We start from the raw sequence: 25,963 nt of genomic DNA on the forward strand, positions 1-25,963 counted from the left end.
AATGTCCTTCACTGGTCGTGTCACTGGTCGTGTCATTGGTCGAGAATCAGGTTGATCTGGTCGTTGGTCTCGTCGAGGCCGCTCACCGGCGCCCCGTTGCCGTAGATGTCCTCCATCGCGGGCTGCATGAGCGCGGTGACGTCGGCCGCGTAGTTGGTGATCGGGTAGGAGAAGGTCCGGAAGTCCTTCTTGTCGGCCACCGGTTCGGTGAAGGCCGACACGTCGAGGCCCTTCTTCTCGTACGCGGCGACCGCGGCCTCGGTGCCGGCCGGGGTGGCGGGGAAGACGACCCCGTACCGGCCGACCACGCTCTGGCAGGCGTCGGAGGCCAGATACGCCACCCACTTCCGGGCGCCCGCCTTGTTCTCGGAGGCCTTGGCGATGGAGTCGGCGAGGCCGTTCATCATGGTGGCGCGCTTGCCGGTCGGCCCGGCCGGGGTGACGGCCGAGCCGATCTCCATGCCCTTGAACCCGGCGTAGGTGGAGATCATCCAGGCCCCGTCGAAGGTGACGGCGGCCTTGCCCGCGGCGATCTGGGTGTTGGCCTGGTTGGACTGGACGTTGTAATCGGCGAAGGGGACCATGTAGCCCTTTTCCGCGAGCCCGAAGTACCACCGGACGACGGACTGGAAGGTCGCGCTGTCGTACTGGTACGTCGTGCCCCAGCGCGCCTTGTCCGTGTAACTCCACCCGGCCGAGCCGGTGAAGGGGCTCCACTGGGTCTGCCCGTCGGCGTAGCCGCCGCCGTTGCTGGCCAGGCCGTACACCTTGACGTCGTTCTTGTCGAAGCCGGGTTCGTCGCCCCGCCGGCCCTTGCCGTCGACGGTGAGGTGGGCGACGGCCTTCTCGAAGGTGCCGCCGTCCTCGGGGTTCCAGGACAGGTCGTTCAGCTCGTCGGCGGAGAGGCCCGCGTCCGCCACCAGCTTCTTGTTGTAGAAGAGCGCGACGGTGTCCCAGTCCTTCGGGGCGCCGTAGCGGTGACCGTCCTGGCCGATCCAGTTGGCGGCCAGGCCCGGCTGGTAGTCGGAGTCCTCGATGCCCAGGTCATCGAGCGGTTCGAGGACCTGGAGATCGGCGAACTGGCCGAACTTCTGGATGTGGTCGGTGAACACGTCCGGCTGGGTGCCCGCGATGAACCCGGCGGTGAGCTTGGTCCAGTAGTCGCTCCACCCCAACTGGGTGATCTTCACGGTCAGTCCGGGGTTCTCCTTCTCGAACCCCTTCGCGCAGGCCTGGTAGGCGGGCACCTGGTTGGCGTCCCACAGCCAGTAGGTCACCGTGTCCGAGGACCCGCCGGTGCCGTCGCCCTGGGCGCAGCCGGTCACCAGGGACAGCGTCAGCGCCCCGGCCCAAGCGGTCAGCGCCCGAAGTCGGATGGTCGGACGTCGGATGGCCGGACGTCGCATGGTCGGTAGTCGCATGGTCGGTTCCCTCACTTGATCCCGGTGAAGCCGATGGAGCTGACGATCCGGCGGGCGGAGGCGGCGAAGAGCAGCAGCATCGGTAGCGCGGCGATCAGCGTCGCGGCCGTGAGCCCCGACCAGTCCACGCCGGTCGCCGGGGTCTGCGCCCGGAAGATCGCCAGCGCCACGGTCAGCACCCGGGAACCGTCGCTGTAACTGACCATCAGCGGCCAGAAGTAGTCGTTCCAGGAGGTGATGTACGTCAGCACGGACAGGGTGAGGACCGGGGTGGACGCCATCGGCAGGATCACCCGGAAGAAGATCCGGACCTTCCCCGCCCCGTCGAGGAGCGCCGCCTCCTCCACCTCGTGGGGGATGTTCAGGAAGAACTGGCGGAGGAAGAAGACCGCGAACGGGGTCATGAACAGGCTCGGCAGGGCGATGCCCAACAGGCTGTCCACCAGGTGGAGTTGCTTGATGAGCACGAAGTTCGGCAGCAGCGTGAAGAGGGTCGGCACCATCAGCCCGGCCAGGAACAGCCCGAACACCTGGTCCCGGCCACGCCACCGCAGCCGGGCGAAGGCGTACGCGGCCATCGCGGAGAAGAAGATCTGACAGCCGGTGATCAGCGTCGACACGATCACCGAGTTGAGCAGATACCGCCAGAAGTCCAGCCCGCCGCCCGTCCCGCCCTGGGCGATCGCCTCCTCGGCCGACTGCAGACCGAGCGCCCGCTCGAAACCGCCGGTGGTGAGGTCGACGGGCAGCGGGTTCGCGGGGTCCGCGCTCAGCCCGGCGTTGGAGGAGAGCGCGGTGCGCAGGATCCAGTAGAAGGGCAGCAGGGTGACGAGCACGACCAGGCCCAGCACGGTCCAGCCGGCGGCCCGTCCGAGGGAGGGACGGCGTCTCGTCGGCCGTACGGCCGGGACACTGGTCGGGGTGGTGGTCGGCGTCGTCGCCGTGGTGGCGGCCATGTCGGGGTCTCCCTTCCGTCAGCCGAGTCCGTCAGCCGAGGTCGCTTCGGCCGGCCCGGGTGAGCCGGTACTGCAGGACGGTGATCGCGCTGAGCACGACCAGCAGGGCGACGGACATCGCCGAGGCGTAGCCGAACTGGAAGCGGCCGAAGGCGGAGCCGTAGATGTAGTACTGGAGCACGTTGGTCGCGTTCGCGGGACCACCCGCCGTGGTCACCGCCACGGTGTCGAACACCTGGAACGACCCGATCACCGTCATGATCAGCACCACCGCCAGCACCGGCCGCAGCAGGGGCAGGGTGACCCGCCAGAACATCCGCCACTCGCTCGCGCCGTCCACCCGGGCCGCCTCGTACACGTCGTTCGGGATCGCCTGGAGCCCGGCGAACAGCAGCAGCGCGGTGTAGCCGACGTGCCGCCACACGTTGATCAGGGCGATGGTGGGGATCGCCCAGGTCTCGTCGGCGAGGAACGGGATACGGTCCACGCCGAGGGCGCCGATGATCTCGTTGCCGATGCCGAGCTGGGTGTCGAGGATCCACAGCCACACCAGACCGGCGACCACGTTCGACATCAGATACGGCGTGAGCACGATGCCGCGCAGCAGCGCCGACTGCGTCAGCCGCTGGAGCAGGACGGCGATGGCGAGCGCGGCGGCCGTCTGTACACCGATGTTGAGCACCACGTACTCGACCGTGACCGTCAACGAGTCCCAGAAGATCGGGTCGTTGACCATCCGGACATAGTTGTCCAGGCCCACCCACTCCGCCGGGGTGAGCAGGTTGAAGCGGGTGAAGCTCAGATAGATGCCCCGCAGCGTCGGCCAGAGCAGGAAGACCAGGAAGCCGATCATCGCCGGGGCGATGAACACGGCGGCCAGGAGGCCGTCGCCTCGCCTGCGGAACGGTGGACTGCCGGCGGCGACGGTCATCGGTGCTCCCTCATCGGCTGCGCTGCCTCAGACATCGGGCTCGGACCACTTACTTTTGCTGCGAAAGAATTGCGGCGTCAAGAGGCGGGCGAACATCTTTTTCTGAGGCGGATGCGGGGTGTTCGTGGACGCGGAGTGAGCTTATTGTTTCCATGACGGAAAAAATCTGGTGTGGGAGTCTGACCCTCATGACCGCACTCGCTGCCAGCTGGCTGCCGCTGAGTCCCGGAGAACGCGCGGTGGCGATCGAGGTGCTCGTGCACGGCCCGCTCTCGCGCACCGAACTCGCCCGCCGGCTAGGCCTGTCCGCAGGCAGCCTCACCCGGCTGACCAAACCCCTGATCGAGTCGGGACTGCTGGTCGAGACCCCCGAGGGCACCGCGCTCCCCGAGGTCCGGCAGGGCCGCCCCTCGCAGCCGCTGGACATCGTCGCCGAGTCCCGCTCCTTCCTCGGCTTCAAGATCACCGAGGACATGGTGTACGGCGTCGTCACCACACTCCGGAGCGAGATCGTCACCCGGTACGACCGTCCGCTCGCCACGCACGAGCCGGAGCGGGTCGCCGACCTGCTCGCCGATATGGCCGCCGAACTCGCCCGCACCCACCCCTCCCTCGCCGGGATCGGCATCGGCGTCGGCGGCTTCGTCCGGCGCCGCGCGGTGGTCGGGGAGTCACCCTTCCTGGCGTGGCGCGACGTGCCCCTGGCCGAACTCGTCGAGGAACGCACCGGTTTGCCGGTGGTCGTCGAGAACGACGTCGCCGCGCTCGTCGAGGCCGAGACCTGGTTCGGCGCCGGACGCGGCCTCGACCGCTTCGTCGTCCTCACCATCGGCGCGGGCGTCGGCTACGGGCTCGTCCTGGGCGGCAAGCGGGTGGCGTACGCCGAGGAGGACCGGGGGTTCGGCCGCCACTGGATCGTCGACCCGTCCGGGCCGCTCACCCCCGAGGGGGAGCGCGGCAGTGCCGTCTCGATGCTGAGCATCCCCAGCATCCGCTACCAGGTGCGGGCGGCGACCGGCCGTGAGGTGACGTACGAGGAGATCCTCGCCGGGGCGGCCGACGGGGACCCCATGTGTGTGCGGGTCGTCACGGAGGCGGGGCGGGCGCTGGGGACGCTGGTGGCCCAGATCGCCAACTTCGTGATGCCGCGCAAGATCCTGCTCGCGGGGGAGGGGGTGGGACTGATGGAGGTGGCCGGCGAGGCCGTCGACGCGGCCGTGCGGGCCCATCGGCACCCGCTGGCCGCGCCCGTCCCGCTGGAGACGAAGGTGTCCGACTTCCATGACTGGGCGCGGGGGGCGGCCGTGCTGGCCATTCAGGTGCTCGTGCTCGGGACCGTGGAGCCGTAAACGCAGAGTGATCAGCTTCACGGTCCGTAATGTCTGAAGTGGGACCTTTACTCACATCGGCTTCACGTTCGAGGACATATGGTTTACACCATGTCCACCACCCCTGATGTCGTCCTGGAAAGAACGGAAGCGTCGGCGCGAACGGCCGCCGAGGTCAACGAGGAGATCCGGGCGCTCTGGTTCCGGAGCGGGGGGACCTTGAACAGGGAGCAGCGGAGCGAGTACGAGCGCCTTGTCCTTGAGTGGGCGGCGGCTTCGTAGGTCTTCGGTTTCGGGACGGCCCCGCACCCCTGACAGGGGTGCGGGGCCGACTGCTAGCTCCAGGTCTGCGAGTACTGGCGGCGGTAGGCCTGGCGGTCCTGTTCCGTGCGGATGAAGCGGGTCGCGGCGAGGGCGACCATGCTGCCGGCGATCACCAGCAGACCCGGGCCGACGTTGCGGGGATCGGCGAGGCGGTCGAGGAGGTCGGAGGCGGCCTCGATGGATTCCACGGACCCCGGGTCGACCGTGTTCGGGGCCGCGGCACCTTGGGAGTCGTCGTCCGAGGAACCGTCGGCCGCCGCGGTCGGCTGCGCGGCGGACTGGGGCAGACCCGTCAGCTGGACACCGAGATCGTCGAGGGCCTCGGACAGCGGCTGGAAGAACGTCGTACCGCCCTCCTCGCAGTCGCCGTTGCCGCCCGAGGTCACACCCAGGGCCACCCCCTCCGAGAAGAGCGGGCCGCCGCTGTCGCCCGGCTCGGCACAGACCGTGGTCTCGATGAGACCGCTGACCGTGCCCTCCGGGTAGTTGACCGTGGCGTCGAGGCCGGTCACCTCGCCGTTGCGGAAACCGCTGGTGCTGCCGCTGCGGAACACCCGCTGGCCGACCGCCGCGTCACCGACCGACGTGATCCGCACCCCCCGGCCGTCACCGACCGAGACGACGTTGGTCTTGTTGCTCGGCGCGTCCTGGAGGTACTGGACGAGCGAGTAGTCGGCGCCGGGGAAGTTGGTCTCCGTCGTCCGGCCGATCTCCTGCCGGCCCTGGTTGTCGGAGAACCAGACCGAACCGGCCGGACCGCAGTGCCCGGCGGTCAGCATGAAGTCGTTCTCACCGTCGGTCACATTGAAGCCGATCGAACAGCGCCCGCCCGTGCCGAAGATGGGCTGGGCACCGTTGAGCCGCATCGTGTACGAGCCCTCGGTGCGCTCCATCCGCACGGAACCGCCGATCTCCTCGGCCAGGTCCGTGAGGCTCGCCCAGTCCTTCTTGGAGACCGTGCTGTCGGCCCGCACCACGACCTCGTTGGAGGCCGGGTCGATGGCCCAAGAGGTACCCGACACCCTGGGCGCCGAACGCAGCGCCTCCGTGGCCGACTTCAGGTCGTCGCCGCTGTACTCGACCATCTTGGGGCGCGCTCCGGCCTCCTCGACCTCGGCGGCCGCCTTCTCGTCGGTGACCGCGACGACCGGCTCGCCGTCCTCGGCGATCCAGGTGCCCGCGGTGCGCTCGGAGCCGAGTTCGCTCAACAGACCGTTTCCGGTCCCGGACGCCGCGAGCACCGCACTCCGGGTCGCGGGCGGGGAGGTGGTGGGTTCGGTCGCCATCGCCGCCTGCGTCACCATCAGGGTTCCGCAGATCAGTCCACCGGCGGCCGTCAGCCGCGCCACCCGCTTCACGACTTGTCGTCGTGCGTGCCTCATTGCCTGGCTCCCGAACCCCGTCCGACACGGTGTCAACACCGCCAGGGCGTCCGGTCCTTGAGCGCCCTCCTTCCATACGTGCGACGGTCCCCACCTGTTCACCAGAGTGCGTCGACGTATCCCAAGGTCCGGTTCATGGCGATCGCGCGCTCGTTGGCCGGATGGTGCACGGTTCGGACCGTGCTGACCCCGCAGATCCCGGCGAACCCGATGCCGAAGGTCTTCATGGCCACCGAGATGCCCCGGCCCCGGTGGCCGACCCGCACCCCGGTCATCTCGTTGAACACGAACCCCGACGCCCGCCGGTCCGAGGTGGCCGCCATCCCGATCCACCGGTCGCCGTCGAGGGCCAGCACCACACCGCGCGGATCGTAGGCGGGCACCTCGAAGCGGAGCCGGTGGTACTCGTCGTACGCGAAGAAGTCGCCGCGCCCGGGGATGTCCGCCGAGCACTCCTTGTTGAGTTCGTACAACTCCCGGCGGTGCTCGGGTGTGTCGCCCAACTCGGACAGCGTGCTCAGCCGGATGCCGGAGGTGCGGCACTTGTCGACGTACGGCTGGAAACGGGCCAGGTCGAAGTCGGTGACGTCCAGTTGGAGCCGGACCCATTCCGTCGCCATCAGCGCTTGCCTCCCACTCCGCAGTACATGGCCACTTCCGACGGTTCCCCGGAAGCGGGATCGCCGGTGCCCTCCGGGCGCCAGCGGGTGCACGAGACGACACCCGGCGCCAGGAGGTCGAGCCCCTCGAAGAAGCCCGCGATCACCTCCGGGGTGCGCTGGGTGAGCGTCGGGATGCCGTGCTGGTTCCACCAGGCGGCGGCGACATCCACGTCCGGCCACTCCGGGCTGGTGATGGTGTGCGAGAGCACCAGATGGCTGCCGCCGGGCAGGGCGTCCATCAGCCGGCGCACGATGCCGTGCGGGTCCTCGTCGTCCCGGACGAAGGCCAGCACGTCGAGCAGCATCAGCGCGACCGGCCGGGTCAGATCCAGGGTCCGCGCGGCGTGTTCGAGGATCGAGTCGACGTTGCGCACATCCTCGTCGACATGGTCCGTACGGCCCTCGGGAGAACTCGTCAGCAGGGCACGGGCGTGCACCAGGACCAGCGGGTCGTTGTCGACGTAGACGATCCGGGAGTCCGGGGCGATGAGCTGGGCGACCTCATGGGTGTTCTCCGCGGTCGGCAGCCCGGCACCGATGTCCAGGAACTGCCGCAGGCCCACCTCGGCGGTCAGATGACGCACGGCCCGCCGCAGGAACTCCCGGTCCGCGCGGGCGTAGTCCTCGATGCTGGGATGCAGCCGGCGTATCTCGTCCCCGGCCTTCCGGTCGACCTCGTAGTAGTCCCCGCCGCCCAGCCAGTAGTTCCAGATCCGTGCCGCGACCGGCCGGGTGGTGACGATCCGGCTGTTCAGCGACGCGAAGCTGAAGTCCGGGGCTGCCGGGTTGTCCGTCACGGCGTCAACTCCTGGATCTTCTGTGAAGGTGCTTCATCCAACGGGCAATGTAGACCCGTCGGTTGGCCTTTGCCGAGACTTCGGCGATCTTCACAGGGGCCGGCTTCGGACGGCGTTTCCGAGGGCCGCCCGACTTCTGGCGAGAGCCTTCCCCGGGGACCGTCGAACAATGATCGTCGAGACCCCTCTACTAATCAGTAACTCTTCGGTAGTCTCCCGGCCACCGATGGGCATGACCATGACGAGTGCGGCGAAGGTTCGGACGACCTCGCCGCTTTGACATGAGAAAAGGGGACGGACATGACAGGAAGCGGTGTGGGACGCCGCATCACCACGGTCGCCGCGGTGGCCGTACTGGGTCTGGGTGCCTCGATGACCGCCGCGGTTCCGGCCGCCGCCGCGTCGAGCGAGGCCGCCGTCAGCGCCACCGCCGCCGCCGAGGTGGACTACGCGACCTGGCAGACGGACGTGAAGGCCGTCATCGACACGGCCACGCCCTACGTACAGCAGCGCACCGCGAACTCCTCGGGGCAGAAGCTCGCCATCGTCTTCGACATCGACAACACGACGCTGGAGTCGCACTACACGCCCTGGTACCAGCTGCCGACCCCCGCGCTGAAGCCCTCCCTGGCGCTGGCCAAGTACGCCAAGTCCCGCGGGGTCTCCGTCTTCTTCGTCACCGCCCGGCCGGGCATCATCGAGAGCGTCACCGAGTGGAACCTGGAGACCGTCGGCTACCCCGTCGACGGCCTCTACGTGCGTGACCTGCCCGACCTGTTCGCCGAGGTCTCCGCCTACAAGACGGCCTCGCGCGCGGACATCGAGTCCGACGGCTACACGATCATCGCCAACGTCGGCAACAACACCACCGACCTCGTCGGCGGCCACGCCGAGCGGACGTACAAGCTGCCCGACTACGACGGGCTCCTCGACTGACACCGTTCGACCGCCGCTGGGCGTACGGCCACCGGTCCCGTCCGGTGGCCGTACACCTAGACTCCCGCCATGGCCGACAACACCACTCTCGACGCGCTCGGCGCGGGCAAGTACCTGCTGGTCACCACCTACCGCAAGAACGGCACCACCGTCCCGACCCCGGTGTGGGTGGTCCGTGACGGGGACGCGCTCGGCGTCTGGACGGTCGCGGACTCCTGGAAGGTCAACCGCATCCGGAACCGCGCCGACGTCCTCGTCGGCCCCTGCGATCTGCGCGGCAACCCCACCGGCGACTCCGTCCCGGCCCGCGCCGAGATCCTCGACGCGGCCGGCGCCGCCGCCTACCGCGGGCTCATCGCCCGCAAATACGGCCTCGTCGGGCGCCTCACCCTCCTCGGCAGCCGACTGCGCCGGGGCGCCGACGGCACGATCGGCATCCGCGTCACCCTGACCGACTGAGCCCCGCCGGGCGCGGGCGGACGGTCACGAGACCTCGCCCGCGTGGCCCGTCCGCCACGCCCACGCCGCGATCTCCACCCGGTTCCGGGCGGCGAGCTTGAGCTGGATGCTGCCCAGGTGCGTCTTGACCGTGGAGAGGGACACGAACATCGCCGCGGCGATCTCGGCGTTGGTGTGGCCCAGCGCGACCAGCCGTACGACGTCCAACTCCCGGTCGGTCAACGGCTCCTGCGGGCGCGACGCCCCGGGACCGGGCGCCGCCTCCTGCCCGGCCCGCCCCTCCTTGCCCGCCTGCTCCGTCTTCTCCGCCTGCTCCGCGGTGACGTGCTTGAGGAGCCGGACCGTGACCGACGGCGACACCAGCGAGTCGCCCACCGCCGCAGCCCGTACGGCCTCCGCCAGCAGCGTCGGTCCGGCGTCCTTGAGCAGGAACCCGCAGGCGCCGCCGCGCAACGCCCCGTAGACGTACTCGTCGAGGTCGAACGTGGTCACCACGACGACCCGCAACGGATCGGCCACCCCCGGACCGGCCAGCAGCCGGGTGGCCTCCAGACCGTCCAGCTTCGGCATCCGGATGTCCAGCAGACACACATCCGGCCGCACCTCACGGGCCAGCCGCACCGCCGTCTCACCGTCGGCGGCCTCGGCGACCACGGTGATGTCCGGCTGCGCGTCGAGGAAGAAACGGAAGCCGGTGCGGACCATGTCCTGGTCGTCGGCGATCAGAACCCGGATCGGGCTGCGGTCGTTCATGGGCGCATCATGCCTGAGATGAGGAGTGGGGGAGCGGGAGGAGCGGGGGAGTGGGAGGAGTGGGAGGAGCGGTGGGCCTGAAGCCACGGGTCAGTCGGGGTCCTGTGCCCGCTCCGCCGTCACCTTCCGCAGCAGCGGCCTGCTCCCGGCGAGCGCCGCGAACATGGTGACCGTGCCGAGGGCGACGCAGAGGGCGAGTCGTACCGCACCCGACGCGTCCGGCTCCAGGTGGAACATCTCGTTGACCTTGATCCCCCCGTAGATCCCGGTCGCCGTCGTACCGCCGGCGAGGACCACCAGGGGCAGCGCGGTCTCCCGGATCCGCGCCCGGTCCAGCACCTTCAGCGGTGTACCGGCCAGCCGCAGCAGCCCGTACACCCGGCGCCGGTCCAGGACCGTCGCCGCCGCGGTCAGCCCGGCGGAGGCGGCGGCGACCAGGAAGCCCAGCGCCAGGACCGCGAGCCCCGTCTCGCCGATGAGCCGGGTCGTGATGTCGCCCTCGGCGTTGACGTAGTCCTGGGTGAAGGGGAGGTTCCCGGGGGAGATGCCGGACAGCGCGGTCGACGCCGTGTCCAGCTGCTTCTGCCCGCCGCGCACATGGACCACGATGCCCCGGTCGCCGTTCAGCAGCCCGTCCCACGTGTCGGCGGCCGGTGTCTCCACCGTCGCCCGCACCTTGGCCTGGGCGAGCAACTCCCTTGCCTGTACGGCGAGTTCACGCGGATTGCCGTGTTCGGCGCGGACCGCCACCTGACCCGGGTAGGCAGAGCCCACGAGGCCGACCTGACCGACCGTGAAGAACCCGGCGACCAGACCCGCGAGGACCAGACCGCTGACCGTGCGCCAGGCGCCGCGCGGATCGTCGCTGAGCCGGCGGGCGGCCAGCAGCGTAGCCGGGCGGCGCGCGAAGCGGCTCAGCAGCCGGCCCAGCATGTCCACGACCCAGGGGCCGAGCGTCCAGAACGCCCCGTACACCAGGACGATCAGCGCGAGCGACTGGCCCGTGCTCAGCCCGCCGCCGTGGGCGGTCACCGTCACATACAGCCCGATGGCGACGAACAGCGCCAGCCGGATCAGTCTCGTCCGGCGCGGATCGGCCTGCTGGGCGACGCCCAGCGGCGAGCGGGCCACCCCGCGCAGGGTCGTCATGGCACTGACCGAGGTGAGCACGGCCACGACACCCACCACCGCGAGCAGCAGGAGCGGACCGACCCACAGCTGTCCGGCGTACCAGGTACCGATGCCGTACGGCACCCGTGCCAGGACCGGCAGCAGCAGGGTGTACGCGACCGCGCCGAGGAGACCGCCGGCCAGGCCCACCGCCGCCGACTCGGCGCCGGTCATCGCCAGGATCTGCCGGGGTGTGGCGCCGGCCAGCCGCAGGGCCGCGAGCCGCTGCTCACGGCGCGCGGCACCGAGGCGTCCGGCGGCCGAGGCCAGCACGATCACGGGGACGACGAGGAGGGCGCCGCCGAGCAGGGCGGTCTGCTGGTCGAAGGAGGTGAACAGACTGGGCTTGGTGCCGGTGAACCCGTCCACACGGGCGCGGGCGGCGAGGATGTCGAGGGCACTGCCCTCGGCGGCCCGGGTGATCGCGGGGTCGGCGGGGGTGCGGCCGATCACGGCCACGAGTTCCTCGGGGGCGGCGAGACCGGCCTCGCCGATCGTGCCGTAGTCGGTCGTGGTGGGGAAACGGTTTTCGAGCTGTCCGGGGGGCAGCTCGCGCATCAGCTCGGCGAGGGCGGGCGAGAGATATGTGTGGCCGGGGCGCGGGAAGTGGTCCAGACCGGGTGGGGCGGGGGTCGCGGCCCGGTCCGGGAGCTGGGCCAGGGAGACGACGGTGACCGGCCGGTGGTCCACATAGGTCGTGCCGAGGGTCTGGACGGCGGTCGCCTGCCGCGCCGCCACGGCGTCGGGGGTGCGCCAGGCCGTGCGGTCGGCCCGGGTGCCGGAGCCGAGGTAGGCGCCGAGGAGGGTCAGCAGGACGAGGGCGCCGGCGGCCGCGGCCGCGGCGGAGAGGAGGTGGCTCTGGAGGCCGCGCCTGCCGGAGGCGCGGGCCAGGTGCCAGGTGAGGGGCAGGACGGGGGAGCGCATTGTCTTGTCTCCGGGGATCTGGATGTTCTGGGTGCCTATGAGCTCGGGTGGATCGGTTGAATGGCGGGTGCGGGTTGTTCGTGGCTTGTCGCGCAGTTCCCCGCGCCCCTGAGCGGGGCGGGCCGGGGGTTGTCAGTCACGCCGCCGTGTACTGGCTGTAGCCCGCTATGTGGCCGTCCCGCACGTGGACGACGCGGTCGCAGTGGGCGGCGACCTCCGCGTCGTGGGTGACCATGACCAGGGAGGCGCCCTGGTCGCGGGTGACCGAGGTGAGGAGGCGGATGACCTCCTCGCCGGTGGACTGGTCGAGGGCGCCGGTGGGCTCGTCGGCGAAGACCACGTCCGGTTCCACGGCGAGGGCGCGGGCGATGGCGACGCGCTGGGCCTGGCCCCCGGAGAGCTGGCCCGGACGGCGCTGCTCCAGACCCGCGAGGCCCAGCGGGGCGAACCAGCGGCGGGCCCGCTGCACGGCCTGGCGGCGGGGCACGCCCTCCAGCATCAGGGGCAGCGCGACGTTCTCCTCGGCGGGCAGCTCCGGCAGCAACTGGCCGAACTGGAACACGAATCCGAACCGCTTGCGGCGCAGCGCGCTCAGCTTGTTCTCGCCCCAGTGGTCGATGCGTTCGCCGCGCAGCAGCACCTGGCCGTCGTCGGGGCGGATGATCCCGGCGAGGGTGTGCAGGAGCGTCGACTTGCCGGAGCCGGACGGCCCCATGATGGCGAGGGACTCACGCTCGGCGACCGCCACGTCCACGCCGGCCAGGGCGGTGGTGGGGCCGTACTTCTTGACGAGGCCGTTGCCGGCCAGGACGGTGCTCATGAGGATGACGGTTCCTTTCCGGTCGGACTGGGCGTGGACTAGGCGCGCTCGAACTTCCAGGTCACGCTGGAGGCGTCGGCCTTGACGACGGTGACGGGGATGGAGAGGTCCTTGCCGTCGCCGTCCTTCGCGGTGCAGGTCACCTTGGTGCCGGCCACCGCCTTGAGGTCGGGGCACTTCAGGCCGGACGTCTCGCCGCCGATCCAGGGCAGCGGGCTGTACTTCGACTCGGTGCGGCCGGCGACGATGTTCCCGCTGAGCGCCTTGTGGCCGTCCACGGTCACGGTGGTGAACTTGTCGAGCCCGGTGGTGGACTCCGTACCGCTCATCGCGTAGGTGAGGGCTCCGCCGCCGACGGCGATCGCCGCCACAGCGGCGCCGGTGATGAGGAGGGGCTTGCGTTCCATGAGGTGCTCCTGGTGGAGAGGGGTGGGCTTGCGACACCCAACCTCTCCCGGCGCCGGGGGCGCCCGCCTCGGCCGAACGGCCAGGCTTCCCGACCCGCCGCCACGCGCCTCCTCGGCCGTACGGCCGATACGGGGACCTCCGTCGCTGCCTACTGTGATCCGCGTGAACCTCGTGCTCGACACCAAGCAACCCCCGGGCGGCGCCCCCGGCCGGCCGGTGCGCCCCGCCAGACCGGGCTGTGTACGCGTCGGCGCCATCGTGGCCCTGTACCTGGCCTGCGCATCCGACTTCCTTCTCCTGTCGGCGGAGGGCACCGACTTTCTGTGGCTGCACCTGCTCGCCCTGGCCGTCGGCCTCGTGGCCCTGCTGTGGCCCGCACACCGCCGGCCGGCCTGGCTGACGCCGCAGGTCCGTACCGGGGCACCGGCTCTCGCCGCCCTGGCGAACGTGGTGGTTCTCGTCCTGGCGCGGGAACAGGGCGGCGTCGGCCTGGGACAGGCGGCCGTGCTGCTCTGCCTGCTGGTCGTCGCCGTCCGCACCTGCTCGCCCGGCTGGGCGCTGGCCTGCGGACTCCTCGACGGCCTCGTCCTGGTCGCGCTTCCGCTGCCGTACCTCGCACTCGACCCGGACGACGGCGGGAGCGTGGGCGCCGTCATGGTCCTGCTGTTCCTCGGCGGGGCCTCGGCCGGCGTCGCCGCGTATCTGCGGGTCATGGACAACCGGCGGACCCAGATCGTCTCCGAGACCCGCCGTGCGGAGCGCCTCGCCATGGCCGCCGACCTGCACGACTTCGTCGCCCACCATGTCACCGGGATCCTGGTGCAGACCCAGGTCGCCCGGATGATGGCCACCACCGCACCCGAGCGTCTCGATCCCGTGCTCGCGGGCATCGAGCACGCCGCGACCGAGGCGCTGGCCTCGATGCGCCGCACGGTCGGCGTGCTGCGCGACCACGAGGAGGAGGCCGGGGCGGCCGACCGGCGCCCGGTGGGCGATCTGACGGGCATCGGCGAACTGGTGCGCGGTTTCGACGGAGTCGGCGGTGTCGACGGACGCACGGCCGTCCTGCGCCTCGCCCCCGCCGTCCCCGACGACCTGCCGCACGAGGTGCAGGCCGCCGCCTTCCGCGTGGTGCAGGAGGCCCTGACCAACGTGCGCCGGCATGCCGCCGACGCCACCGAGGTCACCGTCGACCTCCGCTACGCCCGCGGTGACCTGGAGGTCTCCGTGCGCGACGACGGACGCGGCGGAGCCCGGCTGCCGGAGGCGGCCCGCGGCGGCGGCTTCGGCCTCGTCGGTCTCACCGAACGGGTCACCGCGCTCGGCGGTCGCCTGCGGGCCCGGCCGCGCGAGGACGGACCCGGCTGGGAGGTCGTCGCCGTGCTCCCGGCCGCCCCGGTGGCCGCCCGATGAGCTGAACCTCCCGGCCCGGCTTCCCGTATCTCCTGTCGGGGATGGCGGGAGACCGCGTGCACGGAAGGAGAACAGCGTGTCGATACCGCCCGAACCGGGCCGGACGACGAAGCGTCCCACGATCGAGCCCACCTATGTCATGCGCCGGCGCAGGACCGAGGCCCTGGCCGAGCTGCTGCGCGAGTTCGAGCAGTACAAGGGGACGACACCCGCGAACGACGAGTACGAGACCGTCGCCGTACCACCGGCGCCGACGCCCGCGCCGACACCGACGCCCCCGCCCGCACCACCCCGCGCCCCCGCACCGGAGCCGAAGCCCGCGCCCGAGCGGATCCTGCCCCGGACGGAGTACGAGACCGAGGAACTGCCCCCGGTCATGGTCGGCGAGGACTTCGGCTCCGACACGGTCCCGCCCGGTGAACGGCGACAGCGGCGACGCCGCCCCGTGCCACCCGGCGGCGGGTCCGGCCTCAAGCGCGCCGCGGTGGTCGTCGGCGTCGGCGCGGCGGCCCTCCTCGGCTTCGGCGCCGCGCTCCTGCTGCCCGGCGGCGAGAAGGAGAAGGAGGCGCGCGCGGTCACCCCGACCCCGTCGGCGCCCGCCACCTCCGCCCCCGCACAGAACGCGGGCGTCGACCCGGACGGTGCCGGCACCCTCCGCGAGGGCGACAGCGGCGCCGAGGTCTCCGAACTCCAGCAACGGCTGCTCCGTATCCCGAACGTGTACGACAACGGCTCCACCTCGGGTCAGTACGACGCCGTACTGAAGGAAGCGGTGGCACGGTTCCAGCTCTGGTACGGCATCCGGGGCGACGAAACGGGCGTCTACGGCAACGACACCCGCCAGGACCTGGAATCCCGCACCCCGCTCTAGCCGCACCCCGCTCCAGCCGCACCGCGCTCCAGCCGCGGGGCGGGGACGGGGGCCCGGTGCGTCACGGGTGTTTCCGGGTTGTTGCCCCGCCCCGAACGGACCATATTGTCCCTATGGTGACGAAGGCGTCCGGTGTGTCGCGGGCTGCCACGGCCGGTGAGGCGATGGCGGTGGTCGATGGGCGCGGCCTCGTCGCGGGGTGGAGCGAGGGCGCCCGGCGGCTCACCGGGTACGCGGCCGGGGAGGTGACCGGCCGGCCGGCGGCGGACCTGGTCGACGGGGACGCGGCGGCGGTGTGGCGGGCGCTGCTGACGCACGGCGACGTGGTGGTGGACCTGCGCTACCGGGACGGCCGGCGGCAGAAGGTGGCGCTGCGGATCTGCGCGGTGCGCGGCGGGGAGAGTGAGCGGCGGAGGTTCGTCGTCCAGGCGACACCGGACCGGGCCGAGCGGGGCCTCGGCGAGCTGGCCTTCAAACAGGCTTCCATGTCCATGTCGATCTTCGACACCGGGCAGCGCTATCTGCGGATGAACGACTGGGCGTGCCAGGTCATGGGCCAGCCCGAGGAGGAGTTCCGGCACCAGTACTTCCCCGACACCGTGGAGGACGCCGTCCACAGCCGGGGTTTCCTGCGCCATCTGGAGATCGTCGTGGAGACCGGAGAGCCGGTCCGCTACGAGAGCTGGACCCGTTCGCCCTCCGGCCGGCGCATGCACGCCTGGACCTCCGAGATGTGGCCGGTACGGGACACCGCCGGGCAGCTGATCGGTACCGCGCTCGCCGCGTTCGACAGCAGTGAACAGTTCGCCGCCCGCCAGCGCCTCGCCCTGCTGAACGAGGCCGCCGGATCCATCGGCACCCGACTCGACGTCGTCCGGACCGCCCGCGAACTCGCCGAACTGGCCGTGCCCCGGCTCGCCGACTTCGCCAGCGTGGACCTCCTGGAGTCCGTGCTCCAGGGCGAGGAACCCGAGACGGTCCCCCGGGACCGCGGCGTCCGCCTGCGCCGCGCCGCCCACCACTCGGAGACACCGGGCGTCCCCGAGGCGGCGATCGCCCTGGGCGCCGCCGACGAGTACCCGCCCGCCTCACCCCCCGCCCGGGCCCTGCTCACCGGCGAACCCGTGCTCACCCGCACCGGCGACCACTCGCTCGACGCCTGGTTCGCCCAGCACGGGGCCCGTTCCGCCAAGCTCCGGGAGGCCGAGGCCCGCGACCTGTCCCTGATGGCCGTCCCCCTGGTGGCGCGCGGCACGACCCTCGGTGTGGCCGTCTTCGTCCGCCTGCTGACCCCTGAGCACCCCGACGCCTTCGACCAGGACGACGTCTCCCTCGCCGAGGAGCTGTCCAGCCGGGCCGCGGTCTGCGTCGACAACGCCCGCCGCTACACCAGGGAACGTACGACGGCGCTGGCGCTCCAGCGCAGCCTGCTGCCGAAGACGGTCGCCGGACAGGCGGCCGTCGAGTTCGCCTCCCGCTATCTGCCGGCGCTGTCGCAGGCCGGGGTGGGCGGCGACTGGTTCGACGTGATCCCGCTGTCCGGGACCCGGGTGGCCCTGGTCGTCGGCGACGTCGTCGGCCACGGCATCCACGCCTCCGTCACCATGGGCCGGCTGCGCACGGCCGTGTGGGCGCTCGCCGACGTCGACCTGCCGCCCGACGAACTCCTCACCCACCTCGACGACCTCGTCGAACACCTCGCCGCCGGGGACGGCACGGGCGACGGGGAGATCGGCGCGACCTGCCTCTACGCGGTGTACGACCCGGTCGACCGCAGCTGCTCGATCGCCTCGGCCGGACATGTGCCGCCCGTCGTGGTGCGGCCCGACGGCGGTGTGCAGGTCATCGAGGTGGTCGCCGGACCGATGCTCGGCGTCGGAGGCCTCCCGTTCGAGGCGACGGAGCTGGCGCTGCCCGAGGGCTCGGTCCTCGCCCTCTACACCGACGGTCTGGTCGAGGCCCGCGACCGTGACGTGGACACCGGCACCGCCGCCCTGTGCGCCGCGCTGGAGGGGACGGTGGGCAGTCTGGAGAGCGCCTGTGATGCCGTACTGAAGGCGCTGCTGCCCGACAAACCGGCCGACGACGTAGCGCTGCTGCTCGCCCGCACCCGCGCCCTCGACGCGGAACAGGTGGCGGTCTGGAACCTCACCGACGACCCGGCGCTGGTCGCCAACGCGCGCAAGCTCGCCACGGACCAGCTCAACCGCTGGGGCCTGGAGGAGGCCGTCTTCGTCACCGAACTCGTCGTGAGCGAACTGGTCACCAACGCCATCCGCTACGGCGGCGCCCCCATCCAGCTACGCCTGATCCGCGACCGCACCCTGATCTGCGAGGTCTCCGACGCCAGCAGCACCTCACCGCATCTGCGCCGGGCCCGCCAGTTCGACGAGGGGGGCCGCGGTCTGCTGCTCGTCGCCCAGCTCACGGACCGCTGGGGGAGCCGCCCGAGCGGCGCGGGCAAGACCATCTGGGCCGAACAGGCCCTGCCGCCGACCCTGTAGGGGCCGTGGAAACGGCTGTTGGGGGCGGCTCACGCCACCCCCAACAGTCGTACGTACTACGGGAGTTACTTCTTCCGCAGGCGCACCGACACCCCGTGCGCGGTGAAGACCTGCTCGGCCGTCCAGCCGTCGACGGCCACGGAGACCTCGGCGAACCGGCCCTGCAGGGACCGCGCGTCGATGACAGCGACCGTGCTGCCGGAACGCGGGGCCTGCTCGGCGTCGAAGCGGACCACCAGCTTGGCGCCCCGCTCCAGGACCGCGCGCCGGTCCACCTGAAGGGCCGCGTCGTCGCCCCGGTCCAGCGTCACATCGAGGACACCGGCCTGGGTGTACTCGCCGCGGATCCGGACGGTGTGGTCGCCGGTGGCCAGCGTGCCGCCCCCGACCCGGACGTCACCGCGGCCGAAGGCCTCCTTGGAGCCCGCCGCGAGGACACCGGCCTCCACGACGGTGCCGCCCTTGTACTCGTTGGCGCCGGCCAGCGTGAGCGTGCCGCTGCCCTTCTTGACCAGGCGGCCCGAGCCGTCGAGGTCGTTGCGCCAGGTGTCGGCCGCGTGGAAGCCGCCGAGGGAGGCGTCCAGCGTGACGGTGACATCGGCGTCGAGGGCGCCGTAGCCGTCCGCCGCCGCGAACAGGTTGAGCCGGCCCCACTGCTCCCAGCCGTCCAGCAGGACGTAGCCGGCCGGCAGCGCGGTCGTACGCAGCACCTCGCGCCGCTGCGCCGCGTCCAGGTAGGGCAGCCGGGTCTCCAGCAGGACCTCGGCGCCCTTCGGCACGGTCAGGTCCTCGGACTTGCCGCGCCGGGTCAGCACATAGGTGAGCTTCGGCTCGACCATGCGCAGATTGGCCGTGCGGTCGGCGTACTCGTCGTCGGCGTCGGAGTGCGCGTGGGCGAACAGCGTGTCGGCCGTGGTGCCCGTCTTCGCCTGGAAGTACTCGGCGGCCTGCTGGCGCGCGGCGGCCTTGAGCGTGGCGTTCTTCGGGTCGGCGAGCGCGGCGGCGGCCAGCGCGGTGGCCATGACCCGGCCGCCGAGGACGTCGACCGTGGAGTGCATCCCGGACATGATCCGGGTGTGGCTCAGCTCGAAGGCGCGGGTCACGATCTCCTGGAACCGCTCCGGGACCGCGTACGCGAACGCCAGCGCCGCCAGGTGGAAGGCGTTGGTGTGGCCGCTGGGGAAACCGCCGTCCTCGGCCGGGTTCTCGCCGCGCTGCCGCAGCAGCTGCTTCACGACGACGACCTCGGAGTCGTAGACCGGGAAGCCGAGCTCGTCCACCTTGCCGGTGTCGACGACCTCGCTGTCCTCGTTCATCCGCCACGGGCGCGGGTACTGGAACGTGAACTTGGCGGGGTTGCCGGAGGCGAACGGGCCGCGCACGGTGTCGACGAGCCTGGCGACCTGGCCGAGGTCGGAGTCGTACGAGCCGGCGCCCAGCGCGGAACCGGCGGGCGCGCCGGCCGGCACGGCGTCGTTGATCTTGGCGGCCGGGATGTCGTCGGGGGCGGCGGTGATCGAGGTGACCGCCTTGGCGCCCGAGCGGTACAGCTCGGCCAGCGGGCCGAGCGCGCCGATCATGGCGTAGCTCTGGTGCTGCCGGTCGTAGACGAACGCCTCGCGGGCCTGCGCCTCGGTGCGGCGGCGGGTGAGGCGCGCGCAGTACCGCATGTTGTCGCGCAGGATCTCGGGCCGCAGCGGGGTGCCGGTGTTCCAGGCGCCCCCGGTCTTCCAGATCTCCGCGAAACCGCCGAGCGCGCGGACCACGGCGTTGGTCTCGGGCGTCTGGTTGGCCGTGATGTTGGTGGTGTAGTCGTCCACGAACGGCGTGAACGCGGTAGCGGCCTTCTCCTCGGCGGCGGAGGCCTGCCACATGCTCGCGAGGGTCGGAGCGGCGATGAGGCCGGCCGAGACGCCGAGGGAGCTCCTGAGGAAGACACGGCGGTTGAGTCTGTGGTGCCCGGCAGATGACGGCATCGAGCGCCGCTCCTTTCGCGGTGGGTTGATCGGGTGCGGGCTGAGCGTGGAGTTGACGAATGACCGGTTGGTGTCCGGTCGGCGACCGGACGGTGATCAGCGCATGACCGGTCGGAGGAGATCTCGTGACAGTGCCAACGCCCCTTCGACCGGCGGTACTTGGAGCACCTGCGGTCGCGCGGACGGTACAGCGTCGAGGAGTGCTTCGGCGAATGCCGCGTACAGGACGGGCCGGGAGCGGATCGTCCCGCCGGCCACCACCACGTCGTCCACGGCGATGCCGCGGGCGGCGAGCCGCGCCACGAGCGAGGCGAGCGCGCGACCCCCTTCGGTGATCACCCGCCGGGCCAGGGCGGAGCCCTCGTCGGCGGCGTCGAACACCACGGTCGCGTGCCGGCCCCAGTCGGCGGACACATCCGTCGCGGACTCCAACGCCCCGCCGAGAGCCGGGACTTCGGTCACCCCGAAGGCGGCGGTCAGCCGGTCGGCGAGCGCGTCGGGGGCCTCGCCCCGGTCGTGCGCCGCCCACACCGCACGGGCCGCCTCACGGACCAGACCGGCGGCACCGCCCTCGTCGCCGAGGACCGCGCCCCAGCCGCCGACCTGCACCGCAGTGCCGTCGGCGGACCGGCCGACGGCCACCGAACCGGTGCCCGCGACCAGACCCACCCCCCGGTCGAAACCGGCGGCGGGCACCAGCAGCTCGGCGTCGCCCACCACCAGGCACGGCACCTGAAGCCGTTCCTGGAGGGCGAGACGTATCCCCTCGCACTGCCGGGGCGTCTCGCAGGCATGGGCGCCGACGGCCACGGCGGACGGGAGGGTGTGCGCGGGCAGCACCTCCCCGACCAGCGCGGCCAGCCATGAGGCGGCGGACGCCGGGTCGTGCGGTCGCCAGCCGCGGCTGGGACGGATGTGGTCGGCCACCATCTCCGTCCCCGCGACAGCACGGAGATGGGTCTTGGTGCCGCCCACGTCGATACCGACCGCGACGGGCCTGGAGTCCTGCACGTGAGGCTTCTTTCGTCGTTGCGTTGCGATGGGCGCAGCGACGGCTGGGCGAAACCGTGCCTGGACACACAGGGTCTGTGGGGGGTGCTAGGGAAGCCCCGGGACGGGCCTCTGCGGGTGCGGTAGGCGAGTACCGCTTGACTTCGTTAGGAAATTAACTAACGAATAAGAGTGCGTCAAGGGTTATGACGCCGGATCCCGCACGACCGTGCGGAGGAATGATCGCGGTACGACTGGGGAGAGCATGCAACTGAGCGAGAGCGCCCGCGCTGTCTTCGCCGTACTGGCCGCGTCGAGCACCGCCACCCGCCCCCAACTGGCGACCGGGGCGCGTCTTTCCAAGCCGACGGTCTCCACCGCCGTGGCCGAGCTGGAAGCGGCCGGTCTCGCCGCCCGCTCCGGCACCCTCAACGGAGGAACCGGCAGGTCAGCGGCCGTATACGATCTCGGGCTCGCCGCCGGCGCGGTCCTCGCCGTCGACCTCGGCCCCAGCGTCACCCGGGTACGGGTGTGCGCCCTGGACGGCACCCTGCTCGCCGAGGGCACCGGTCTGCGGGCGGACACTGTCGACGTGGTCGCGGACGCCCTCTCCGGGCTGTCGGCCGGGGCGCCGCTGCGCGCCATCGTCGTCGCCGTCGGCGATGTCACCGTCCAGGGCCGGGAGGGCACGTCCGTACGGCCCGCCACCGCCAAGGCGGGCCCCATCTTCGACGCCCTGACCGTGGCCCTCCCGCCCGGCGTGCCCGTCCACGTCGAGAACAACGTGAACTGCGCCGCCCTGGCCGAGCTGCACGAGGGCGCGGCCCGGGGCCGGGACACCTTCGGGTATCTGCGGATCGGCGTCGGCATCGGTCTCGGTGTCGTCATCGGCGGCCAGGTGCTGCGCGGCGCGAACGGGGCCGCCGGTGAGGTGGCCCGGCTGCCCTACCCGTGGGACGCGGACCGCGAGCCCCGCCACGAGGGCCTGGAGGCGCACATAGGGGCGGGCTCCCTGCTGCGGCGGGCGGCGGACGCCTGGCGGGGTGTGGACGACCCCTGTCCGGACACCGTCGACGGGCTGTTCGCGCTGGCCGACGCCGGGCACGCCACGGCCTGCGCCGTGGTCGGCCGGCACGCCGCCGACGTGGGCAGACTCGCCGTCGCGGCCACCGCGGTCCTGGACCCCGGTCTGATCGTGCTGGGCGGCGCCGTGGGCTCCAAGCCCCTGCTGCTGCCCGGCGTGCGGGCCGAGCTGGCCCGGCTGAGCTGGCCCACCGAGGTCGTGAGCAGCGCGCTCGGCGACAGCGGCACCGTCGTGGGGGCCAGTCGGCTGGCCGTGGCCCGGGGAATCCAAACCGTGACCGGAGGCGGGGCGGTGAAGCATTGACGGACTCCACCGGCATCTGTCAATGTCCGGACAAGCGCTTTCTAAGTCGGCCGGGACGCCGGCTTGGGGCGAGCCTCCCGCCCGTACTCGATGTACGGCCACCGCACGAGGGCGTGCCCGTGCGGTGACGGCCAGAACGGCTGGGGATCCCGCCCCGCGTGGACGACGCGGCCGGGCGAGGCCGTGCCCCCCGGAAAGCAGCCTTCCTGCAAAATGCACCCGTGCCGCCTCGGTCGGCGCGCCGTGCTCTGTCCCCTACCGAAAAAAAGGGATCGAAGATGACCACTGTGGGTGTGCGGCGCTCAAGCCGACTCGGCCGCGGCGGTATGCGCCGCCTGGTTCCCCTCGCTGCCGGTGTCTCGGCGGCCGCCCTGCTGCTCTCCGCCTGTGGAGGAGGGGACTCCGACTCGGGCGGTACCTCCAAGTCGCTGACGTTCTGGATCTCCACGGTTCCGGGGCAGGACGCGGGCTGGAAGAAGATGGTGGCCCAGTACGAGAAGGAGACCGGCGTCAAGGTCAAGCTGGTCAACATCCCCTACGACGGCTACGCGACCAAGCTGCGCAACTCCGCGCAGGCGAACTCGCTGCCCGACGTGGCGGCCGTGCCGGCGCTCGACCCGATCTGGTCGAACAAGCTGATCGACCTCAGCGACATCGCCAACAACAAGACGAACAAGATCAACGCCAACTTCGTCGCCAAGGACTCCTCCGGGAAGGTGCTGTCCATCCCCTCGGACGTCACCGCGTCCGGCATGTTCATCAACAAGTCGCTGTTCGAGAAGGCCGGCGTCGACTACCCGACCTCGCCCGACAAGACCTGGACCTGGGACGAGTTCATCAAGGCCGCGAACGAGGTCCGGGAGAAGACCGACGCCAAGTACTCCCTGACCTTCGACCAGTCGCCGTCCCGGCTGCGCGCCATGGTCTACGAGATGGGCGGCAAGTACGTCCACGCCGACGACTCCGGCAAGTTCTCGGTGGACGCGGCGACCAAGAAGGCCGTGAACACCTTCGTCGGCTGGAACGACGACAAGACCATGCCGAAGTCGGTGTGGACCAGCGGCGCCGACCCGTCGGCCATGTTCCAGAGCGGTGACGTCGTCGCCTACTGGTCCGGTGTGTGGCAGGTCGCCGCCTACGCGGAGAGCATCACGAAGTTCGACTGGGCGAGCGTCCCGACCCCCGCCCAGCCGGTGCAGGCCAGTGACGTCAACAGCGGTGGCATGACGGTCGGCTTCAACAACAACGCCGACGCGGCCGCCGCCGCGAAGAAGTTCCTGTCCTGGCTCTACGAGCCCGACCACTACAAGACGCTGTGCGAGACCTCCGGCTTCCTGCCGGTCGAGAGCGGTCTGAACCCGGAGTACCCCTTCAAGTCCGAGGCGGCACAGGCGGCGTTCAAGCTCTACAACGAGTCCATCCCGCTCTACGACCCGATCTCCGGCTACTTCAACAGCGCGCAGACGAACTGGGTGCTGAAGGGCAAGAGCCTCGCCGACGACCCGACCAAGGCGGAGCTCGGCAAGGCGATCAACGGTGAGCAGTCGGCCGACAAGGCCCTGCAGAACATCGTGGACGGCTACAACACGCAGGTCGGCGGCTGATCGCGGACCGACAGTCCCGGGCGGCGGTGTCTCGGCCCCGCCGCCCGGGCCCCCGGCCCCCGCGTGACGCCGGGCTCATGGCCTGAGCCCACCGGAACCCATTCCACCAGCACGGAGTCAGGAAGATGACAAAACGCGCCCCGGACGCTTCGGACGTGTCCGTGAGCCCGCCCAGGAGACGCAGCAAGTACACCCTCGCGCCGCTCGTCCTCATCGCGGGCAATGTCGTGCTCTTCGCGCTGTTCTTCGTCTGGCCGGCGGTGATCGGGCTCGTCTACTCCTTCACGAACTACACGGGCGTGGGGTCGTTCCAGTTCATCGGACTGGACAACTACCAGAAGCTGCTCGGGGACTCGACCTTCTACGACGCGACGAGCCGCACGCTGCTGTACACCGTGCTCTTCGTTCCGCTGAACTTCGTGTTGTCGCTGCTCATCGCCAACGTGCTGGTGAGCAAGCACGCCAAGGGCGCGTCGGTCGCCCGCATCTTCTTCTTCATCCCGTGGCTGCTGTCGCCCATCATCGTGGGTGTCCTGTGGCGCTGGATGTTCGGTGAGAACTTCGGACTGGTCAACTACTTCATCGAGAAGGTCGGCGGCAGCGCCGTTCCCTGGCAGTCGAACGCGGACCTGTCCCTGCTCGTGGTCGTGGTGGCGGCGGCCTGGGCCTGGACGGGCTTCTCCATGCTGCTGTTCATCGCGGCGATCAAGAACGTACCGACGTCGTACTACGAGGCGGCCGCGCTCGACGGCGCCGGTCCCTGGCGCCAGTTCTTCAGCATCACCCTGCCGAGCATCGCCCCCACGTCCTTCATCGTCATCCTGCTCAACACGATCCACGCGATGAAGGAATACGCGGTGTTCGCCTCCCTCAACAACGGCGGACCCGGAACGTCGAACAACCTGCTGGTCCAGTACATCTACCAGACGGGGTTCAAGTCGGGCCAGATCGGCTACGCGAGCGCCGCGTCGTTCGTGCTCATGCTCATTCTGATGGCCGTCGCGATCATCCAGATGATGGTCAACAGGCGGGTGGAGAACCGATGACAACCACAGACACAGTGCGCAAGGTCGACGCCGGCTCCGTGCGGGCCGTCCCCAGGAAGCGGTCGCGCGGCTCGGCGACCGGCGGACTTCGGCGCGCGATCGCCCCGACGACTCTGCTGTGGGTCCTGGCGGGCCTCTACGGGATCCCGGTGCTGTGGTTCGTCCTCAGCTCCTTCAAACCGGCGGGCGACCTGTTCTCCCTTCCGCTGACGGTGTTCCCGGACGACCCCACCATCTCGGGTTACAAGGAGGCGTGGGCGAGCGCCAACTTCTCCGGGTACTTCATCAACACGATCATCGTGTGCGTGATCGCGACGATCCTCACGGTGGGGGTCAGCTGCTGCACCGGGTACGCGCTGGCCAAGTACGACAACAAATGGCTGAAGGGCTTCTTCCTCTGCATCCTGGCCACCACGATGCTGCCCGCCGAGGTCATGCTCGCCCCGCTGTTCCTGGTGGTCCGCGACCTCGGCTTCTACAACTCGCTCTCCGGCATCATCCTCCCGGCCCTGCTGACCGCGACCGGCTGCTTCATGTTCCGCCAGTTCTTCCTGACGGTCCCCGACGAACTGATCGAGGCCGCCCGCATCGACGGCGCGAAAGAGCTGTCGATCTTCCTGCGGATCATGGTGCCGCTCTCCCGGCCCATCATGCTGACGCTCGCCATCCTGTCGTTCCAGTGGAGGTGGAACGACTACATCTGGCCGCTGCTGATGCTGAACGACCCCGAGAAGTTCACGGTGCAGATCGGCATCCAGAGCCTCGTCGGCGCGCAGAACATCAACTGGTCGGTGCTGCTCGGCGGTTCGGTCATCTCCATGATCCCGCTGATCGTCGTCTTCCTGGTGTTCCAGAAGTACGTCATGAACGCCGACATCAACGCCGGACTGAAGGACTGACC

Annotated in this window: 23 protein-coding genes; 11 read left to right on the forward strand and 12 right to left on the reverse strand. The window is 70.8% G+C overall.

The annotated features are described in order from the left end of the window. Window positions 1-32: 32 nt before the first annotated feature. From ACZ7MG_RS25800 to ACZ7MG_RS25810, 3 genes are read right to left on the reverse strand one after another with little or no spacing between them, the layout of a single operon-like run. Window positions 33-1,421 (reverse strand): ABC transporter substrate-binding protein, encoded by a 1,389-nt coding sequence (locus tag ACZ7MG_RS25800; protein ID WP_471380869.1) that lies wholly within the window; start codon window positions 1,419-1,421, stop codon window positions 33-35. A gap of 11 nt (window positions 1,422-1,432) precedes the next feature. Continuing rightward, a complete protein-coding gene (locus tag ACZ7MG_RS25805; protein WP_471380870.1) occupies window positions 1,433-2,377 on the reverse strand; it encodes a carbohydrate ABC transporter permease in 945 nt (314 codons plus the stop codon). Between the two features lie 31 nt (window positions 2,378-2,408). Further along, window positions 2,409-3,308 carry a carbohydrate ABC transporter permease gene (locus ACZ7MG_RS25810; protein WP_471380871.1) on the reverse strand — a complete coding sequence of 300 codons (900 nt, stop codon included), beginning with the start codon at window positions 3,306-3,308 and terminating at the stop codon, window positions 2,409-2,411. Between the two features lie 188 nt (window positions 3,309-3,496). On the opposite strand from ACZ7MG_RS25810, the gene ACZ7MG_RS25815 reads away from it, so the two are divergent. Both ACZ7MG_RS25815 and ACZ7MG_RS25820 read left to right on the forward strand, forming a co-directional pair. Next, window positions 3,497-4,657, forward strand: coding sequence for an ROK family transcriptional regulator (locus tag ACZ7MG_RS25815; RefSeq protein ID WP_471380872.1), 1,161 nt, complete (start codon window positions 3,497-3,499; stop codon window positions 4,655-4,657). Between the two features lie 78 nt (window positions 4,658-4,735). After that, a complete protein-coding gene (locus ACZ7MG_RS25820) occupies window positions 4,736-4,918 on the forward strand; it encodes a hypothetical protein (RefSeq protein WP_471380874.1) in 183 nt (60 codons plus the stop codon). A gap of 53 nt (window positions 4,919-4,971) precedes the next feature. Here ACZ7MG_RS25820 and ACZ7MG_RS25825 read toward each other — a convergent pair whose 3' ends face one another. The 3 genes from ACZ7MG_RS25825 to ACZ7MG_RS25835 form a co-directional block, all read right to left on the reverse strand. Beyond that, the gene (locus ACZ7MG_RS25825) at window positions 4,972-6,342 is read right to left on the reverse strand and encodes a S1 family peptidase (RefSeq protein WP_471380875.1); all 1,371 of its coding nucleotides are present in this window, start codon (window positions 6,340-6,342) and stop codon (window positions 4,972-4,974) included. Window positions 6,343-6,440: 98 nt separating this feature from the next. After that, window positions 6,441-6,962 carry a GNAT family N-acetyltransferase gene (locus ACZ7MG_RS25830; protein ID WP_471380877.1) on the reverse strand — a complete coding sequence of 174 codons (522 nt, stop codon included), beginning with the start codon at window positions 6,960-6,962 and terminating at the stop codon, window positions 6,441-6,443. Beyond that, complete coding sequence (locus tag ACZ7MG_RS25835) at window positions 6,962-7,801, reverse strand: SAM-dependent methyltransferase (protein ID WP_471380878.1); 840 nt, start codon at window positions 7,799-7,801, stop codon at window positions 6,962-6,964. The genes ACZ7MG_RS25830 and ACZ7MG_RS25835 overlap by 1 nt, the downstream gene beginning before the upstream one ends. A gap of 300 nt (window positions 7,802-8,101) precedes the next feature. Here ACZ7MG_RS25835 and ACZ7MG_RS25840 point away from each other — a divergent pair, with 300 nt between their 5' ends. Continuing rightward, window positions 8,102-8,737, forward strand: a complete 636-nt coding sequence (locus tag ACZ7MG_RS25840; RefSeq protein ID WP_471380879.1) for an HAD family acid phosphatase — start codon at window positions 8,102-8,104, stop codon at window positions 8,735-8,737. A gap of 69 nt (window positions 8,738-8,806) precedes the next feature. After that, window positions 8,807-9,196 carry a PPOX class F420-dependent oxidoreductase gene (locus ACZ7MG_RS25845; RefSeq protein WP_471380881.1) on the forward strand — a complete coding sequence of 130 codons (390 nt, stop codon included), beginning with the start codon at window positions 8,807-8,809 and terminating at the stop codon, window positions 9,194-9,196. A 24-nt stretch (window positions 9,197-9,220) separates the two neighbouring features. On the opposite strand, the gene ACZ7MG_RS25850 is transcribed toward ACZ7MG_RS25845, so the two are convergent. The 4 genes from ACZ7MG_RS25850 to ACZ7MG_RS25865 all read right to left on the reverse strand — a co-directional run bounded on the left by ACZ7MG_RS25850 (window position 9,221) and on the right by ACZ7MG_RS25865 (window position 13,270). Next, window positions 9,221-9,949: a response regulator gene (locus ACZ7MG_RS25850; RefSeq protein WP_471380882.1), complete on the reverse strand. Its 729-nt coding sequence runs from the start codon at window positions 9,947-9,949 to the stop codon at window positions 9,221-9,223. Window positions 9,950-10,039: 90 nt separating this feature from the next. After that, on the reverse strand, window positions 10,040-12,043 hold the full coding sequence (locus ACZ7MG_RS25855) for an FtsX-like permease family protein (RefSeq protein WP_471380884.1): 2,004 nt from the start codon (window positions 12,041-12,043) through the stop codon (window positions 10,040-10,042). 136 nt (window positions 12,044-12,179) lie between these two features. Next, on the reverse strand, window positions 12,180-12,863 hold the full coding sequence (locus ACZ7MG_RS25860) for an ABC transporter ATP-binding protein (protein ID WP_471380886.1): 684 nt from the start codon (window positions 12,861-12,863) through the stop codon (window positions 12,180-12,182). 38 nt (window positions 12,864-12,901) lie between these two features. Further along, window positions 12,902-13,270, reverse strand: coding sequence for a hypothetical protein (locus tag ACZ7MG_RS25865; RefSeq protein WP_471380888.1), 369 nt, complete (start codon window positions 13,268-13,270; stop codon window positions 12,902-12,904). A gap of 163 nt (window positions 13,271-13,433) precedes the next feature. Between ACZ7MG_RS25865 and ACZ7MG_RS25870 the strand changes: the two genes are divergently transcribed. The 3 genes from ACZ7MG_RS25870 to ACZ7MG_RS25880 all read left to right on the forward strand — a co-directional run bounded on the left by ACZ7MG_RS25870 (window position 13,434) and on the right by ACZ7MG_RS25880 (window position 18,059). Continuing rightward, a complete protein-coding gene (locus ACZ7MG_RS25870; RefSeq protein ID WP_471380889.1) occupies window positions 13,434-14,684 on the forward strand; it encodes a sensor histidine kinase in 1,251 nt (416 codons plus the stop codon). A 76-nt stretch (window positions 14,685-14,760) separates the two neighbouring features. After that, on the forward strand, window positions 14,761-15,555 hold the full coding sequence (locus ACZ7MG_RS25875; RefSeq protein ID WP_471380891.1) for a peptidoglycan-binding domain-containing protein: 795 nt from the start codon (window positions 14,761-14,763) through the stop codon (window positions 15,553-15,555). Between the two features lie 113 nt (window positions 15,556-15,668). Continuing rightward, on the forward strand, window positions 15,669-18,059 hold the full coding sequence (locus tag ACZ7MG_RS25880; RefSeq protein WP_471380892.1) for a SpoIIE family protein phosphatase: 2,391 nt from the start codon (window positions 15,669-15,671) through the stop codon (window positions 18,057-18,059). A gap of 65 nt (window positions 18,060-18,124) precedes the next feature. Here the strand turns inward: ACZ7MG_RS25880 and ACZ7MG_RS25885 are convergent, their stop codons facing one another. Together ACZ7MG_RS25885 and ACZ7MG_RS25890 are read right to left on the reverse strand one after the other, a co-directional pair. Continuing rightward, on the reverse strand, window positions 18,125-20,035 hold the full coding sequence (locus ACZ7MG_RS25885) for a phosphatase PAP2 family protein (RefSeq protein WP_471380894.1): 1,911 nt from the start codon (window positions 20,033-20,035) through the stop codon (window positions 18,125-18,127). Window positions 20,036-20,131: 96 nt separating this feature from the next. Then, on the reverse strand, window positions 20,132-21,046 hold the full coding sequence (locus ACZ7MG_RS25890; protein WP_471380896.1) for a BadF/BadG/BcrA/BcrD ATPase family protein: 915 nt from the start codon (window positions 21,044-21,046) through the stop codon (window positions 20,132-20,134). Between the two features lie 244 nt (window positions 21,047-21,290). Between ACZ7MG_RS25890 and ACZ7MG_RS25895 the strand changes: the two genes are divergently transcribed. From ACZ7MG_RS25895 to ACZ7MG_RS25910, 4 genes are all read left to right on the forward strand, one after another. After that, window positions 21,291-22,412 (forward strand): ROK family protein, encoded by a 1,122-nt coding sequence (locus ACZ7MG_RS25895; RefSeq protein WP_471380897.1) that lies wholly within the window; start codon window positions 21,291-21,293, stop codon window positions 22,410-22,412. 278 nt (window positions 22,413-22,690) lie between these two features. Next, window positions 22,691-24,016 carry an ABC transporter substrate-binding protein gene (locus ACZ7MG_RS25900; protein ID WP_471380898.1) on the forward strand — a complete coding sequence of 442 codons (1,326 nt, stop codon included), beginning with the start codon at window positions 22,691-22,693 and terminating at the stop codon, window positions 24,014-24,016. A gap of 125 nt (window positions 24,017-24,141) precedes the next feature. Further along, complete coding sequence (locus ACZ7MG_RS25905; RefSeq protein ID WP_471380900.1) at window positions 24,142-25,062, forward strand: carbohydrate ABC transporter permease; 921 nt, start codon at window positions 24,142-24,144, stop codon at window positions 25,060-25,062. After that, on the forward strand, window positions 25,059-25,961 hold the full coding sequence (locus tag ACZ7MG_RS25910; protein ID WP_471380901.1) for a carbohydrate ABC transporter permease: 903 nt from the start codon (window positions 25,059-25,061) through the stop codon (window positions 25,959-25,961). The genes ACZ7MG_RS25905 and ACZ7MG_RS25910 overlap by 4 nt, the downstream gene beginning before the upstream one ends. The last annotated feature ends 2 nt before the right edge of the window (window positions 25,962-25,963 follow it).

This window comes from Streptomyces sp. NPDC107538 (genome assembly GCF_055657445.1).